Origin of the sequence: Pseudomonas sp. CFBP 13727 (assembly GCF_014841915.1) — a bacterium.
Lineage (GTDB): Bacteria > Pseudomonadota > Gammaproteobacteria > Pseudomonadales > Pseudomonadaceae > Aquipseudomonas > Aquipseudomonas baltica.
In genome coordinates this window covers 323,712-339,957 of sequence record NZ_JACYUT010000001.1, presented here as the reverse complement: position 1 = coordinate 339,957, position 16,246 = coordinate 323,712, and the positions used below count along the sequence as shown (strand labels likewise).

11 protein-coding genes are annotated in these 16,246 nt (G+C 64.2%); 5 read left to right on the top strand and 6 right to left on the bottom strand.

Translation table 11 applies throughout. The annotated features are described in order from the left end of the window. Nucleotides 1-147 precede the first annotated feature (147 nt). Entirely contained in the window at nucleotides 148-465 is a 318-nt protein-coding gene (locus IFT76_RS01470; RefSeq protein ID WP_185793470.1) for an SCP2 sterol-binding domain-containing protein, read from the bottom strand. 249 nt (nucleotides 466-714) lie between these two features. On the opposite strand from IFT76_RS01470, the gene sohB reads away from it, so the two are divergent. From sohB to IFT76_RS01455, 3 genes are all read left to right on the top strand, one after another. After that, complete coding sequence (sohB, locus tag IFT76_RS01465) at nucleotides 715-1,740, top strand: protease SohB (RefSeq protein ID WP_122476871.1); 1,026 nt, start codon at nucleotides 715-717, stop codon at nucleotides 1,738-1,740. Between the two features lie 96 nt (nucleotides 1,741-1,836). After that, entirely contained in the window at nucleotides 1,837-6,219 is a 4,383-nt protein-coding gene (locus tag IFT76_RS01460; RefSeq protein WP_192057182.1) for an NEL-type E3 ubiquitin ligase domain-containing protein, read from the top strand. Nucleotides 6,220-6,310: 91 nt separating this feature from the next. Beyond that, complete coding sequence (locus IFT76_RS01455) at nucleotides 6,311-11,317, top strand: dermonecrotic toxin domain-containing protein (protein WP_192057181.1); 5,007 nt, start codon at nucleotides 6,311-6,313, stop codon at nucleotides 11,315-11,317. Nucleotides 11,318-11,395: 78 nt separating this feature from the next. Here IFT76_RS01455 and IFT76_RS01450 read toward each other — a convergent pair whose 3' ends face one another. The 4 genes from IFT76_RS01450 to IFT76_RS01435 all read right to left on the bottom strand — a co-directional run bounded on the left by IFT76_RS01450 (nucleotide 11,396) and on the right by IFT76_RS01435 (nucleotide 14,295). Continuing rightward, nucleotides 11,396-11,890, bottom strand: a complete 495-nt coding sequence (locus IFT76_RS01450) for a DUF934 domain-containing protein (RefSeq protein ID WP_122476876.1) — start codon at nucleotides 11,888-11,890, stop codon at nucleotides 11,396-11,398. Beyond that, nucleotides 11,874-13,532 (bottom strand): nitrite/sulfite reductase, encoded by a 1,659-nt coding sequence (locus IFT76_RS01445; protein ID WP_122476878.1) that lies wholly within the window; start codon nucleotides 13,530-13,532, stop codon nucleotides 11,874-11,876. Before IFT76_RS01445 ends, IFT76_RS01450 begins: the two co-directional genes overlap by 17 nt. A 285-nt stretch (nucleotides 13,533-13,817) precedes the next feature. Beyond that, the gene (locus IFT76_RS01440; RefSeq protein WP_163007477.1) at nucleotides 13,818-13,979 is read right to left on the bottom strand and encodes a hypothetical protein; all 162 of its coding nucleotides are present in this window, start codon (nucleotides 13,977-13,979) and stop codon (nucleotides 13,818-13,820) included. A 13-nt stretch (nucleotides 13,980-13,992) separates the two neighbouring features. Continuing rightward, nucleotides 13,993-14,295 (bottom strand): DUF1883 domain-containing protein, encoded by a 303-nt coding sequence (locus tag IFT76_RS01435; protein ID WP_122476881.1) that lies wholly within the window; start codon nucleotides 14,293-14,295, stop codon nucleotides 13,993-13,995. A gap of 149 nt (nucleotides 14,296-14,444) precedes the next feature. Between IFT76_RS01435 and IFT76_RS01430 the strand changes: the two genes are divergently transcribed. Continuing rightward, nucleotides 14,445-14,795, top strand: a complete 351-nt coding sequence (locus tag IFT76_RS01430; protein ID WP_192057180.1) for a hypothetical protein — start codon at nucleotides 14,445-14,447, stop codon at nucleotides 14,793-14,795. A gap of 7 nt (nucleotides 14,796-14,802) precedes the next feature. Here IFT76_RS01430 and IFT76_RS01425 read toward each other — a convergent pair whose 3' ends face one another. Next, nucleotides 14,803-15,093, bottom strand: a complete 291-nt coding sequence (locus tag IFT76_RS01425; RefSeq protein ID WP_244647852.1) for a hypothetical protein — start codon at nucleotides 15,091-15,093, stop codon at nucleotides 14,803-14,805. 260 nt (nucleotides 15,094-15,353) lie between these two features. On the opposite strand from IFT76_RS01425, the gene galU reads away from it, so the two are divergent. Next, entirely contained in the window at nucleotides 15,354-16,196 is an 843-nt protein-coding gene (gene galU, locus IFT76_RS01420; protein ID WP_122476885.1) for a UTP--glucose-1-phosphate uridylyltransferase GalU, read from the top strand. Nucleotides 16,197-16,246 lie beyond the last annotated feature (50 nt).

The window sequence follows — 16,246 nt, the reverse complement described above, 5'->3', positions numbered from 1 at the left end:
GTCAAGGCTAGGGCGATGCAGGCGTACCATGGCTGTACATATGTGGCGAGGGGAGACATACGGATGAGGCTTGAGACGCACCTGCCCCGAGGCGTGGTCGGGGCAGGTGGGGTGGTGCGGTGAAGCGCAGGTCTGGACCGGGAACAATCAGACCGGGAACAGTTCGCTCAGCTTCATGGCCAGCATCATGTCGCCTTCGGCGCGCAGCTTGCCGCCCATGAACGCCTGCATGCCGTCGGTTTCGCCGCTGACGATACCCTTGAGGGTTTCGCTGTCCATGACCAGGGTCACGTTGGCGTCTGGGTTTTCGCCTTCCTGCAGCTCGCAGGTACCGTCTTTCACCAGCAGGGCGTACTGCTTGTCTTCGTCGGTGATGTTGAATCCGAATACCAGGTCCAGGCCTTTGGCGGCCTCTGGATTGAACTTGGCTTTCATGGCGTGTACGGCGTCGGCTACGGAGGTCATGGTGCGGTCCTTTTGTTGGAGGGGTGCAATGATCGCGAGGGCCTGGGCGGCCTGGCTCGATAGGGCAGTGAAAGTCCTGCGAGGTTAGGGGGGGTATCGGCGCCTGTCAACGAATAATCATACGTGCGTTTGAATGGCTCGTTTGATGCCAAGCGTTTCCCGGCTGGCCCAAGGCTTTGCCCCCCGGTATGCTGGGCTCATTCCATCGTCCCCCTGGCTTGGCGGGCGTCATGCATGTAAGGAGTCACCGTGGAGTTTTTCGCCGATTACGCCGGGTTTCTGATCCGCACCGTCACCCTGGTCGTTGCCATTCTGGTGGTATTGGCCGCCATCGCGTCGCTGCGCGCCAAGGGCCGGCGCAAACCGGCCGGCCAGTTGCAGGTCAGCAAGCTCAATGACTTCTACAAGGGCCTGCGCGAGCGGCTCGAGGCCGGTCTGTTCGACAAGGACAAGCTCAAGGCCTTGCGCAAGGAACAGGCGAAGAACGAGAAGAAAGCCAAGAAGAAAAAGCCCGACAGCAAGCACCGGGTCTTCGTCCTGGACTTCGATGGCGACATCAAGGCTTCCGCCACCGAAAACCTGCGTCATGAAATCACCGCACTGCTGACCCTGGCCACCCCCAACGACGAGGTCGTGCTGCGCCTGGAAAGCGGCGGCGGCATGGTCCACAGCTACGGCCTGGCGTCCTCGCAACTGGCGCGCATCCGCCAGGCCGGTGTGCCGCTGACCGTGTGCATCGACAAGGTTGCCGCCAGCGGCGGCTACATGATGGCCTGCATCGGCGAGAAGATCATCAGCGCGCCGTTCGCCATCCTCGGGTCCATCGGCGTGGTCGCGCAGTTGCCCAACGTCAACAAGCTGTTGAAGAAGCACGACATCGATTTCGAGGTGCTCACCGCCGGCGAGTACAAGCGCACCTTGACCGTGTTCGGCGAGAACACCGAGAAGGGCCGGGAGAAATTCCAGGAAGACCTCGACGTCACCCACAAGCTGTTCAAGAGTTTCGTTGCCCACTATCGCCCGCAGTTGTCGATCGACGATGTCGCGACCGGTGAGGTCTGGCTCGGCGTGGCGGCGCTCGACAAGCAGCTGGTCGACGAACTCAAGACCAGCGACGAATACCTGGCCGAACGCGCCAGGCAAGCCGAGGTGTTCCATCTTCATTACGCCAAGGCCAAGAGCCTGCAGGAGCGCGTAGGGCTGGCAGCCAGCGGCTCGGTCGAGCACCTGGCCGGCAAGGCCTGGGAGAAGCTCAGCCAGCAGCGTTTCTGGTAACGTCCAGCGTTATGTAACACCGGGCGCTTCGGGCGCCTTGCTCCACTGGGCCATCTGCGGCATGTCGCCGTGGATTACCCGGATTGGAGCCTGCTCTTGGTTACCCCAGCACCCGCGCTGCATGTCAGCGACACCCCCGCCCATTACCCTGTCATCGCCAAGCATGTCCCGGACTGGTTGCGAAAGGCCGAGCCAGTGGCCATTCGCGCCTACGAGAAAGCCTTGCGCCAGAACCGCGCGAGCCAGGCGACTGCGCAGTATCTGGCGAAAGATTTCGTCGGTCCGGCCGAGTTCGTCGGCGCCCGTCTGCAATCGGCCTTCGACGCTGCCTTCGGTGCAGCGGGCGCTGTCGATGTCACTCGCGCCGAATGGGTCGAATTCGACCGTGGCTCGGCGATTCTCGGCCGACCGCTCAGTGTGCGGCGGCGTACGTTGCTGGAAGCGGCCATGGCCAATTTCAGTGAAGACGAAGCCAGCCCTGGCCACTTCACCGGCGGCACGCTGCTGCTGCAACCCGATGCCCTGCAATTGCGGCTCGAAGAGCACGGCCTGCGCTGGAGCTACGGTTGGCACTATCAGGCCAAGGACACGATCGCGGTACAACCTCACCAGTTCGCCCGGCTGTGCCGCGACCTGGATCTGGGCCGTGCCTACCAGCAACGCTTCGATGAGGTGTTCAAGCCCACGGCGCTCAGAAGCCAATGGGTCACGGGTGCATTTCGCGCCAATATACGCAGCGAACTGGCCGTGCAGGCGCAGCAGGCGTTGCTGCGCGGCCAGCTCGATGCGCAAGCCTGCAGCGTGGTGCAGCAGCTGCTGGCAGATACGCCGGGTGAGGTGAAGTGGCAGGGTCAGCCAGTGATCCTGTGCGATCTGCGTGGTTTGGTCACTTGGGTGCACAGCGGCACGACGTTGCACGGTGTGGTGTCCATCCAGACCAGCACGCAATCCAGTGCACCGTGCATCGTCTATATGCCTGGTGCTGGCGACGGTGCCTTCAAGCAGTACCCCAGCTTCGACGCGTTCAGTGCCGACCTGCGTGCGAAGTTGCGCGACGGTGCCTTCCAGGGCTGGTTTGCGGGGTTCGTGGCCGAGCCCGACCGCCGCGAGTTCTTTCTCAGGCTGAACAACACGTTGCGTCCGCAACGTGTCGAGTGGGGCATTGCACAGGGTCCACTGGATGATCCGGACGCCGATATCGGTCTGCGCCGCACCACGAGCGCCCAGGCTTTGGTGCCGCTACTGCACGAGGCCATGCTGGCCAAACGCGCGGCGGATGCGCGCTACTTCGTTGTACCGACTGCCGAGATCGACGCCGCCGAGCGGCAGGCGCGCTGGATGCACTACCTGCAGCAGGGCGTGACGCTGCTCAATGTTGCCGCCTTGTCGGTGCCGGCCCTCGGTGCGTTGATGGCCGCCGTCGGCACCGTTCAACTGCTTGGCGAGCTGTTCGTCGGCATGGACGACTGGACCCACGGACAGACCGAAGAAGCGGCAGCTCACTTTTTCGCCGTCGCGGTCAATCTCGCTGTGGTGGGCGCCACGGTCGCAGGCGGCGTGGCCCTGGCGCGGTCGCCGTTCGTGGCCGGCATGCTGCCGGTCGTCGACCGAGCCGGGCGCACCCGCCTGTGGCCTACCACCCTGGAAGCGTTCGCGGCCCGCGAGCAGCTTCCGCAGACGCTGGTGCCCGATGCGCAGTGGCAATACGTGCACGGGGGCAGCCACTACATCAAGCACGATGGACTGTTCTACCGACAAAGCTTCGAGGCCAGTAGCGCAAGGTGGTACATCGAACATCCTGCGGCCGACGTCGAGTATCGCCTGGCCTTGACCCACAACGGTGAAGGCGCCTGGCGCGTGGCCCACGAAGATCCAGGGCAATGGACTGCGGTGCAGGCGCTGCGTCGATTCGGCCCTGCGCTGGACGGGCTGGATGATGCCGCGCTGCAACGGGTGCGCCAGGTCAGCGGAATCAGCGGGCGTCAGTTGCGCGATCTGCATCGTCGCGGCGGCAAGCTCCCGGCGCTGGTCAAGGCGTGCGCCGATGACCTGCGCGCCGAACGGGCCGTGCTGGCGCTTCCCGCGAGTGAGCGTACGGCTGCTCTGGCGCGTTTGCGCGAAGCAGCACCAGCGATACCTGTCGGGCATCCGGCGGCCGCCTTGCTTCGCGATTTTCCCCGCCTGCCGCAGGTGGTTGCCGAAGAGATAGCGGCCGGCGCCAACGACCGCGAACGGGCACAGCTGATTGCCGCTGCCCGCGTTCCGCTGCGCTTGGCCACCCAGGCACGCTGGAGCCTGTGGGAGGCGCAGCTCAATCGAGCCATCCTCGGCCTCACTGGCGCCGGCAATGCACGCACCGCCAGGCTGCGCCAGGGCCTGACGGCGGCCATGAGCGAGCAACAACAGCGCACTGTTTCGCCGCAGAAACTCTTGGCCCTGGCAGCCGGGGATCGCCTGCGGGCCGCCCGGCTCATTGGCCAGCGCCGGCCCAAGGCCTTCACGGCGCCCGAGCGCATCGCGGGGCACCGCTGGGGTTATCGTCTCAGCGGTCGTGGTGGCAGCCAGGACGAACTGGCGCAACCTGTGCGTCCCCTCAGCGCCGCTCGCCAGCAGGCACGCTTCGACGAAGGGCGGCGGCTGGATGCCTCCCTGGCCCACTGGGCCCAGGAAAGCACCACCACGCCAGGTGCCGATGGGCAACCCGTTGCGGTCGCCAGCGCAGATCGCGAGCTGGCGCGGCAGCGCATCATGGCTTCCTGGCGCGGCGAGGCACCCCTGGCCGAGGACGGTGCCGGTGAAATGTCGCAAGTGCTCGATCTCTCGGAGTTGCGCATTGGTGCGCTGCCGGTGCTGGAAGGCGACTTTTCCCGGGTTCGCTATCTGTCGCTGGAACAGTGCGGCCTGACCGAGCTGACGCCCGGGTTTCTGGAAATGTTCACCCAACTGGAACACCTGGAGTTGCAAAGCAATTACCTGACGCGGATCCCGCCCGGTGTCACGGCGCTTAGCGAACTGCAGATGATCGCGCTCGACGACAACCGCCTGCGGGCCTCGCCAACGATGTTCGATGAGGTGGCCACACTGCCTGGCCTGCACGCACTGGTGCTGCGCGACAACCCCATGCAGATTCCCCCGACCGCCGTGCAGCGCCTGGCCAGCCTGTCCTCGTTGCGCTACCTGGCCCTGGACAACACCGATGGCCAGGCGATGGCCGAGCACCTGCCCATTCTTGCCAGGCTGCCCAACCTGGAAAGCCTGTGGGTGGGCCGCAACGGCATGACCCTGACGCCCCAGGCCATGCAGGCGCTGGGCAGCCTGCAAACGCTGGACTACCTGGACCTGTCGGGCAATCCGGTGGGCCCGCACCTGGACCTGAGCCTGCTTCAGGCCATAGGCGGGCTGCGCCTGCGCGACTGTCAGCTGCAGCAGTGGCCTGTCGGCTTGACCGGCCTGATGGACCGGCAACCGCTGCGCCTGCGCTGGGTCGAGCTGGACGACAACCCCATCGTCGAGGTGCCCGAGCTGCACACGCTGGCGTTCTTCCGAGGCGAGCCACAAGTGCCACGCCCTCTGGGTCTTTCTTTCGCCCACTTGAGCGCCGTTGCAGTTAGCCGCCTGCAGGCTGTGGGCGTGGTCTTCGACTACCTGCAGATACTGGCGCAATCGGCCGACGGCGAGGCTGCGGCGCGCCTGGCCAGGCTGCGTGCGATGCCGGGCAGCCGGCGCTTCATGCAGCTGCTGGGCAGGCTCAGCGATACCGCAGACTACCGTCTGGTTCCCGCCAACCTGGCCGAGCGGGCCTGGAAAGTGATCGACGCGGCAGCTGCGTCGAGCTCGCTGCGCGAGCAATTGTTCGCCATCGCCCAGCGCCCGGACACCTGCGGTGATCAGGTGATGGCACTGTTTGCCGACCTGGAACAACAACAGATGTACGTCCGCGCAGCCGACCCCGCGCTCGATGGGCCGCAACGCAGTGCTCAGCTGCTTGGGTTGTCGCGCAGCCTGTACCGCCTGGATCGCGTCGACAGCCTGGCCCGCGCCGATGTGCGGGCGCGCGCGGCGGCCCGCGATATCGACGCGGACGAAATGGAAGAGGTCGAGGTACTGCTGGCCTATCGGATTGGCCTGGCCACGCGGCTGGGTCTGTTGAACCAGCCCCATGGCATGCTGTTCGGGGCCATCGAACCGGTGACGTTGGCCCAGCTCGATGCGGTAGCCGGCCAGGTGCTGCAAGAGGAGAGCGATGCAGCCCTGTTGGAGTGGCACATGAGCCAGGACTACTGGCTCGATTACCTGCGACGCGAGCACCGGGCTCGCCTGGACGCCGCCCAGGCACCGTGGCAGGTGCGCCTGGCGCAGCTGCAGGCGCGTGACTATGACGACGGTTTTGACCAGGAGCTGGTCAGCTTGCAGGTGGAGCGCCAGGCCGCGGAAATGACAGTCCTGCGTGCGCTGACGCAGGAGGCCATGACGCAATAGGCAAGCCCCGGCGGCTGTGGTGCATGGCTACCGCAGCCGCCCTTGTTGGCTCTGTTTTGCTGGGCGTTCTTCGAAACCAGGAAAGCCAAGCATGTCCAGCACCGAGATTCCCCTTCCAGGTCGCCATGATGCGTTCATTCGTGAGCGCACCCCCGCATGGGCCGCCGCCATCGGCACGACGCAGATGAACCAGTTGCAGCAAGCGCTGGTGTCCGAGCAATTCAGCTCGAACGGCCCACTGCCTTGGTTCACCCGTGCTTCGAGCGAGCATCGTGACGCTTTGATATCAGCCCAGGTCGAGCGCCAGCGTTGCCGCTCGAAGCTGAGCCTGGCCCTGGCCGGGTTTCGCAGCGTGGTCGCGTTCGCCGAACCGATCCTCGCCGAGGCCATGCGCATGCGCTTCGGCGCAACCTTGAATGTCCATGCCACGGACTTCATCCGTATCCAGACGCGCGAACACCTGCTGGGTCTGGATAACGACCATGTGCCTCAAGCCGAACCACTGATCATGGCAGCGCTGGGCAACTTCGTGGCAGACCCGGATTTTCATCCGCGCACCACGCTGGCACCCTCGGGCAGCGTGAAAAAGAGCGGTCCGTTCCCGCTCGGGCCGTTCACCAGCCGCTTTGAATACCGCATCGACAACCCACTGCCGATCGACCCCGGACAGTTCGCCACCCTGGTCCGCCAGTTGGACCTGGGGCGTCTGTACCAGGCTCACTTGAGCGAAGTGTTCGACGCCACCGCCACCCGTGCCCAGGTCGCTGCCGCAGTCAACGCGACCCGCAGGGCCCAGCTGCGGGTGCTGGCCCATGTCGCGCGGATGAAGGGGGACATCGACGAGCAGGGCTTCAAGGTGGTCGAAAGTGTGGTCGCCGGCCGCGTCGAGCGCTGGGGTACCGGCACGGTACAGTTCTCTCGGCTGAGCCTGCTCGGGTCGGCGCTGCACGATGTGCTGGTGATCGGGCCGGCGCGCGGAGTGGGCCAGGCGACGGCGCCCATGCCTTGTCTGGTATGGATGCCGGGCGATGCGCGGGCACCCCTGAAGCAATACGCATCGACGGCCGAGTTCATCCAGGCGCTGGCCGTGGAGCTACTCAAGCCCGAGTCCGTTCGCCGGTTGCTTGCGCGCGTGGCGCAGACCGAACGCGCCGAGTTCCAGGCACGCCTGCAACGTCGGCTCTGGCGCACCGAGGACGGTGATAACGGGCGCAAGATCGCCGTGGTCAATGCGCGGCCCAAGCTGGATATCGTCGAGGTGTCGGTGCGCGGCGAGCTGTTTGCCCATCTGCACGAGCGCCATGTGGCCTGGCTCAAGGCCGAAGCCAGGTGCCTGGCGGTGCCTACCGATCGGATCGACGCCGATCAGCGTCAGGCGCGCTGGGCCGGTTGGCTGGAGGAGGGTGTGTCGTTGTTGAACCTGGCTGCCCTGTGCATCCCGGCGCTGGGCGAGGTGATGGTGCCGGTGATCGCGCAGCAGCTGGTCGGTGAGGTCTACCACGGTATCGAGGCCTGGGAGGATGGCCGCACCGACGAAGCGTTCGGACACTTCAAGGGCATCGTCGGCAACCTGGCACTGGCCGTCGTCGCCCACGGCGTGGCCGCCGATTTCGGCACGACCTATGGCGCGGACGGTGTGGTCGACGAGATGCAACAGGTGCGGCTGGCCGACGGTCGCCAACGCCTGCTGCACCCGGATCTGCAGGACTACCGGGCAGTCGATTTGCCCGTCGCTATCATGGCCGACGACCAAGGCGTCTACCGCCACCTGGGCAAGACCTTCATCCGGCTCGACGATCACTTTTTCGAAGTGCAACTCACTGCCGATCAGGCTCGGGGCCATGTGATTCATCCCACAGGCTCGACGGCCTATCGCCCCAGCGTCCAGCACAATGGCGCAGGCGCCTGGCAGCACGCTCTGGAGCAGCCGTTGCAATGGCGCGGCGCCGGGTTGATGCGCCGCTTCGGTCCCATGACCGAGCGCATCGGCGACGACGACCTGCTGACCCTGGCCGAGATCCATGGCGTACCCCTGGACCGGTTGCGTCGCCTGCACGTCGACCAGGAGCCACTGCCGGCGGCCCTGCACGAGGGTGTCATTCGCTACCGGGCCCATCAGGACCTGGCCGCGCGCATGGGGCCCAGTGGCCAGGGTATGCTCGATGAGCAGGGCAAGCAGCTGTTGGCCTCGCTGATCGAGCGCCAGCAGCCTGCTGCCAGCCGCGAGGCTGGAATACTGCGTCGCGATTTTCCGGGCCTGCCGGTGCGAATCGCCAATGAGATCGGCGCGTCGGTCAGCGCTGCCGAGCGCACGTGTATCCGCGAAGCTGGGCGGCTGCCGCTGCGTGTGGCCGAGCAGGCGCGCGCGCGGTTGGCGCGGTGGCGTTCGAGCCAGGCCTGTAGCGCGCTGATCTTCGACACCGGTGGCTCTGCGGACCGCGACAAGGTGGTGATCGGCCTGTTGCCCAGCCTGCCGGGATGGACGGGCCGGGTGCGCCTGGAGTTGCGCGACGGCGGCCAGGCCGGCGACTTCACCGCGGCAGCGGGCGTCGGGGTCGATACCGAGCTCAAGTACATCGTGGCCAGTGAGGGCCGCTACCGCGCCTATGACCAGCGCGACCAGGAACTGGGCGGGTGGATGGATCTGTACAGCGCCATCTGCCGCGCCTTGCCCGACGGCGAACGCAGCGCCCTGGACCTCAATCCCAGCGCTGGGGAGGCACTGCGCCAGCGCTTGAGTGGCCTGGTTCGCGCCGACCGCAGCCGCGTGTCGCGACTGCTCGGGCAACGTCAGGTACAGCCTTGGTTCAAATCACCGGAACGCCACTCGCAGGGCATCGGCTACGCGCTCAGCGGGCGTGGCCAACCAGGCTGGAGGCAGAACCGACGGTTGCGCCACCTGTATCCGGGTTTGTCGCAAGCCAGTCTGCAGGTGCTGCGTGAATCGATGGTACGGCCCGATGAGTCGTTCGAGATGGCCTTGCAGCGCCTGGAGCAGGAATTTCAGGTATTGCGCCGGGAACTCAAGGATTGGCGCCGGCGCGCGCCGGTGGACGTGAACAGGGACAACGCTGCTCGCGATATCATCAGCGCCTGGCGCAGGGAAACCACGATTCTGGACCTTGGCGGGCAGCGCTTGGGTGATCTGCCATTGCTGGTGGCCGACCTCAGCCATGTGCGGCACTTGCGCATGAGCGCCATGGGGTTGCAAGGCGATCCCTCGTTCTTCCTGTCGGTGTTTCCCAATCTGTTCAGCCTGAACCTGTCGAACAACCGGCTGACAGCCATTCCGGGGCAGGTGCGCTCGATGGCCAGGCTGATGACTCTGGACTTCGACGAAAACCTGCTGGCTCCCGCGCCACAGATGTTCGATGCATTGATCAGCCACCCCACCCAGACCGCGCTGCGCTACCTCAGCCTGCGACGCAGCTTCGCGATCCGCCTGGCCGAGGGCAGCATCGTCGATAACCCTCTGCCGGCTGAAGCCCTGCAGGCGCTCGGGCAAATTCCGCATCTGCGCGAGCTGGATCTGTCGAGCAATGCGCTGACCCTCGACGATGCCGCCTGTACCGCCCTGGGGCAATTGCGGGAACTGGAAACCTTGCGCCTGCAGCGCAACCATATTCGCTTGAGCGAGGCACGACGCACGGCGCTGGCAGGCTTGTCTGGCCTGCAGACCCTGGATCTGAACGGCAACCCGCTGCTGCTGCCGCCGACGCTCGACAGACTGCTGTCGTTGCGCTATCTGGGGTTGAGCGGGACTGGCATCGGCACCTGGCCGCCGGGGCTGACGCAGGTTTTCAATCGTGTGCCTCAGGTGATCAGAATTGCCAACCTCAGCGGCAACGAGATCGTCCGCGTGCCCGTGCTGGAAAACAGCGCCATGGCGCAGATCAACCTGAACCTGGTCAACCACGGCCGTCCGGTGCTCAATCTGGACAACAACCCCTTGTCGGAACCCAGCTATCAGCGCCTGAGTCGGGCCGGTGTGTTCCCGCGTCGACGCTGGATGGGCGGTGCTGGCGCAGCAGGCCGCCCGGTGGTCGACCAGCGCTGGCTGGAAGGCTGCGAAGCGGGCCTTGCGCAGCGCATCGCGGCGGATCGCAGCAGTGAGGGGGCGGCGGCTTTCTATCGGGTAATGGATCAAGTCTCGCGCACGGCGGGCTACGCCAGACACTCCCTGGCCTACAAGCAGCGCATGTGGGCGATCATGGAGGCACTGGTGCCGCCGGTGCAGGGGGGCGCTGGTGATGGGCTGGGTGTGGTGGACCTGCGTCAGCAGCTGTTCGATCAGGCGACCTTGACCGAGAACACCTGCGGCGATGGCATCAGCGTGGTGATAGATGACTTCGAAACCCGGGTCCTGGCCTGGCAGGCGGCATCCAGCGCCATCGATGGTGGGGCGGCGATGTTCAAGCCGTTGCTGGCCTTGAGTCGCCAGTTGTACAAGGCGGCGTTGGTGGACGAATACGCCGTGGGCATCACCCAGGCGCGCCTGCAACGGCGCGAGGCGTTGCTGGCTGGCGATCCTGCGCCGGCGCTATTGCCGTTCGACGAGATCACCGAGGCGGAACTGCAGGCCGCCGTGCCGGACGAGGTGGAGATTCGCTTGCGCTTGCGCGGGTTGGCGCAGTCACGCCTGGGGCTGCGCGCGCAACCCGAGATGCTCTACACCGAACAGATCGCTTCGGCCACTGTCGAGCATGTGGTACGCGCCGTGCTGGAGCGCGCTACCGACAGCGGACTGACCGACTGGCTGGTGGATCAGCCTTTCTGGCAGCTGTACCTGCGCAAGGTGTACCCGGAGCGTATGTCAGCGCTTGCGGACTTCTGGGCCGAGGTGATCAACCATTTCGAAGAAGCCCTGGATGCCAATGCTGCATTCACCACAGAGGTATCCGGGCTGCCGCCGTTGCTTGAGCAGCTGAAAACCTTGGCGCCGAGCGTGGTATGGCAGGGCGAGCAGGGGGAGGCGGCGAAAGTGGTGCTGACCGAACAAGCCACGCTGGAACTCTACGGGGCCATCGATCAGGCCCGTCGAAAGGCGCTGGACGCGCTCCATCGAGCGCTGACCCAGGCAGCGTTGGTCGGTTCTTAGGAAGGATCGAGCGGCGGCGTGCAAGTTTGTGACCGCCGCGCCAGTAGTGGCGCGGCGGCTACGGTCTGCAACCAGGGTTCAGCGGCGACGGAACAGCGGCAGCGGTTCGTCGGTGGCCGCCTGGTAGCTCACGGAGAAATCCTTGAGGCTTTCCAGGGCTTCGTACGGGTCTTTGTCGGCGCGCAAGGCGAAGGCATCGAACCCGCAGCGGTGCAGGTAGAACAATTGGTCGCGGAGCACGTCGCCAATGGCGCGCAGTTCGCCCTTGAAGCCATAGCGATCGCGCAGCAGGCGCGCATTGGAGTAGTTGCGGCCGTCGGTGAAGGCCGGGAAGTTCAGAGCGATGACCTGGAACTCGTTGGCCTGTTCACCGATTTCCTCGGCTTCTTCGTCGCTGTCCAGCCAGACGCCCAGCCCACCGTCCCGAGCCTTGAGCGCCGGACCGTGCTCGCGCCACAGCGAGAGGGGCACGATCAGGTCGTCACAGTTGCTGATGCCGTCGAACGAGGTGTCCTTGGGCAGCAGGTGCCAGGTTTCGTCGACGACTTCGTTGTTCTTAATGATTCGCTGCATAGACGCGCTCCTTGAAGGGGTCGATGCCGATCCGCTGGTAGGTATCGATGAAACGCTCGTCTTCGGTGCGTTTTTCCACGTACACGTCGATCAGCTTGGAGATGACATCGGGCATGGCGTCCTGGGCGAATGACGGGCCGAGGATCTTGCCCAGGCTGGCGTCGCGGCTGGCGCTGCCACCCAGGGACACCTGGTAGAACTCCTCACCTTTCTTGTCCACGCCAAGGATGCCGATGTGGCCGACGTGGTGGTGACCGCAGGCGTTCATGCAACCGGAAATATTGAGGTCCAGTTCGCCGATGTCGAACAGGTAGTCCAGGTCGTCGAAACGGCGCTGGATGGATTCGGCGATCGGAATCGACTTGGCGTTGGCCAGGGAGCAGAAATCACCGCCCGGGCAGCAGATGATGTCGGTCAGCAGGCCGATGTTCGGGGTGGCGAAACCGCCTTCGCGCAACTCGTTCCACAGGCTGAACAGCTGCGCCTGTTCGACGTCGGCCAGAATGATGTTCTGCTCATGTGAGGTGCGCAGTTGCCCGAAGCTGTACTTGTCGGCCAGATCGGCGACGGCGTCGAGCTGCTTGTCGGTCAGGTCGCCGGGGGCCACCCCGGTGGGCTTGAGCGACAGGGTCACGGCCACATAGCCCGGCTTCTTGTGGGCCAGGGTATTGCGCGAGCGCCAGCGGGCGAAACCCGGATGCTCGGCATCCAGTTGCGCCAGGTCGGCGGCGAAGTCGGGCAGGGCCTTGTACTCCGGGTCGACGAAGTGCTTTGCCACGCGGTGCAGTTCGGCCTCGGTCAGTGTGGTACTGCCGCCGCGCAGATGCTGCATCTCGGCATCGACTTTCTGGGCGAACACTTCCGGCGTCAGGGCCTTGACCAGAATCTTGATCCGGGCCTTGTACTTGTTGTCGCGACGGCCATAGCGGTTGTATACGCGCAGGATGGCATCGAGGTAGCTGAGCAGGTCCTGCCAGGGCAGGAACTCGTTGATGAACGCGCCCACTACCGGCGTGCGGCCAAGGCCGCCACCGACCAGTACGCGGAAGCCCAGCTCGCCAGCGTCGTTGTGCACCGGCTCCAGGCCAATGTCATGCACTTCGATGGCGGCGCGGTCGGTGCTTGCACCGTTCACGGCAATCTTGAACTTGCGCGGCAGGTAGGCGAATTCCGGGTGGAACGTGGTCCACTGGCGAACGATCTCGCACCACGGGCGCGGGTCGATCACTTCATCGGCGGCCACGCCGGCGAACTGGTCGGTGGTGACGTTGCGCAGGCAGTTGCCGCTGGTCTGGATCGCATGCATCTGCACGGTGGCCAGTTCGGCCAGGATGTCGGGAATATCTTCCACGGCCGGCCAGTTGAACTGCACGTTCTGTCGCGTGCTGATGTGCGCGTAGCCCTTGTCGAAGTCGCGAGCGATCTTGGCCATCATGCGCGTCTGCCGCGATGTCAGCTGGCCATAGGGCACGGCGACGCGCAGCATCGGGGCAAAACGCTGGATGTAGAGGCCGTTCTGCAGGCGTAGCGGGCGAAACTCTTCTTCGCTCAGTTCGCCAGCCAGGTAGCGGCGGGTCTGATCTCGGAACTGCTTGACGCGGTCCTCGATGATCCGTTGATCGTACTCGTCATAAACGTACATGGTGATCCTGTTCTCAGGCTGTCTTGTCGCATCATCAGAAAAGCACGCGCACGGTCGCGGGCTCTCGACAGAGCCGACGGAAGATAACAGTTTGTAAATAGACGTAAAAGTGATGTTTGAGTATATGCACAGAACCAGAATGCATATGCCCCGAAGTACCTGTCACCCCTGTAGGAGCGGTCATCGCCCGCGAAGGCCGTACCGCGGAGTGCCTGCCCCCACAGAGTTCGTGATCACCCCTGTGGGAGCGGGCTCTGCCCGCGAAGGGCGCGCCGCGGATTGGACTCAGAGGGCCTTGCTGACGTGAATGTCGCTGATGCTCGCCGCAGCCTCGCCGTGCAAGGCGACCAGGGCAGCCTGGGCCTCTTCCAGCGAGCCGGTGGCCAGGTGGGCGAAATCCCAGCGGCGTTGGCCGTCGAGGTTGTAGCGGATCACATACTTGATCATGGGCGCCCCTGTATCAGGTGAATTTCGAAGCCGTGCGGCGCACGATCTTGATCTTGTGGGTGAAGCTGCTCTTGCGCGCCACGCTGGACAGCTTGGTGCCCGCAGTGTCGATGGTGATGTTCCAGAAGCCTGTGCTCGGCGCGCTGATCTTGGCCGGGAAGGTATCGAACGCGCCGCCGTGGTAGGTGTGTCGTCCACCGTTCTTGAAGCTGCGGAAATTGGCATCGCTCATCAGGCGGATGTTGCAGAGCTGGGAGCACTCGATGACGACCAAGTCATCTTCATTGAGGTGCTCGCGCTGGTGAACGAATTTCATGGGCTCTCCACTGTTGCCGGTGCGCGAGTTACAGGTGCGCGCAAAAGCGCAACGATATCATGCGCGCCGCGGCACGGATAAATTCTACCGATGCATGGAGCAAATTCATGACCTTGCGGTCACAGGGTATTTAATGACGGAGATGCATCATGAAGTGGGCCTGGTTGACGGCAGTGGTATTGCTCGGTGGTTGTGCCACCGTGACGGACATCGAGAAAAGCCCCGAGACCATGAGCGTGATTTCCGGCAAGACCCCCAAGGAGTATTCCACCTGCGTGGTCGCCCACCTGAGCGACAGTCGCGGGCCCTCCGTGATCGAGCAGAAGCATGACGGCTATCGGATCATCGTTCCGCAGAAACTCTCCAAGGATCCAGCCGCCGTGCTGATCGTCGACGATCGCTCCGGCGGCAGCAGCATCAAGGTCCACGAACGTCTGTCCAACGTTCCGCTGCGCCCCGCCGACGTGCGTCAGGCGGCCGAGAAATGCATTTCCGGCTGAGCCGTCTCTACTTGCACACCACCACCAGGCTGCGGGTCTGGTAGTTGCCCAGGTCGGCATCTGTCAGCCCGACCTCGCCGGTACGCCGCGGTACACCTTGCGTGGCGACCGTCTGATAGCCGGCAGGGCACTCCAGGCGGGCCTGTTCGTCGCACTTGTCCCAGGACATGGCTTGACCCGAGCAATCGATGTTCAAGCCTTGTTGGCCGTTCTTGAGAATGGTGGGCGAAGTGCTGGCGCATGCCGAAACGGCAAGCACGGCAAGGGAGGCCAGGGTAGTGCGCAGGAGGGTGCTCATCGGGCGGGATTCTTCAGGTAGACAAGGGGGCCGCTATGCGGTGGCGCAATGCTATACACTGCCAGGCGGCAAGGGTAGTTGTGCAAGGAAATTTTCCGTTGCTCGACCGGTGTAGCAATATTTACCTTGCAGTGGAACTATCTGCATCAGGATTTCTCTATCAACCAATCGGTTGGCCAGCGGCAGGCATTGTTAGGTAGTCGACGCCTGAACCCGACTGTGCCGTAACTCGTCAGCATTGCTCTTCTGTAAGGACTCACATGATCAAGAAATGCTTGTTTCCAGCGGCCGGCTACGGTACCCGCTTCCTGCCAGCGACCAAAGCAATGCCCAAGGAAATGCTGCCGATCGTCAACAAGCCGCTGATCCAGTACGGCGTCGAAGAGGCTCTGGAAGCTGGCCTGAGCCAGATTTCCATCGTCACCGGGCGCGGCAAGCGCGCGATCGAAGACCACTTCGACATCAGCTACGAGCTGGAAACCCAGATCAAGGGCACCGAAAAGGAAAAGTACCTGGTCGGCATTCGCAAGCTGATCGACCAGTGCACCTTCTCCTACACCCGCCAGGTGCAGATGAAAGGCCTAGGCCACGCCATTCTCAGCGGTCGCCCGCTGATCGGCGACGAGGCGTTCGCCGTCGTGCTGGCGGACGACATGTGCGTGAATCTGGACGGCGACGGTGTGCTGCAGCAGATGGTCAAGCTGTACAACCAGTTCCGCTGCTCGATCGTGGCCATTCAGGAAGTCGACCCGCAGGAAACCCACAAGTACGGTGTGATCGCCGGCGACATGATCCGTGAAGATATCTTTCGCGTGACCAGCATGGTTGAAAAGCCAAAGCCTGAAGATGCGCCGTCGAACCTGGCCATCATCGGTCGCTACATCCTGACCCCGGACATCTTCGACCTCATCGAACAGACCGAGCCAGGCAAGAGTGGCGAGATCCAGATCACCGATGCCCTGATGAAGCAGGCGCAGAACGGTTGCGTGCTGGCCTACAAGTTCAAGGGCGAGCGTTTCGACTGCGGCGGCGCCGAAGGCTACATCGACGCCACCAACTTCTGCTTCGAAAACTTCTACAAGACCGGCAAAGCGTTCATCTGACGCCCAATCGGTTAGCATGAGCGACGCCGCTGCCCTCTGGACAGCGGCGT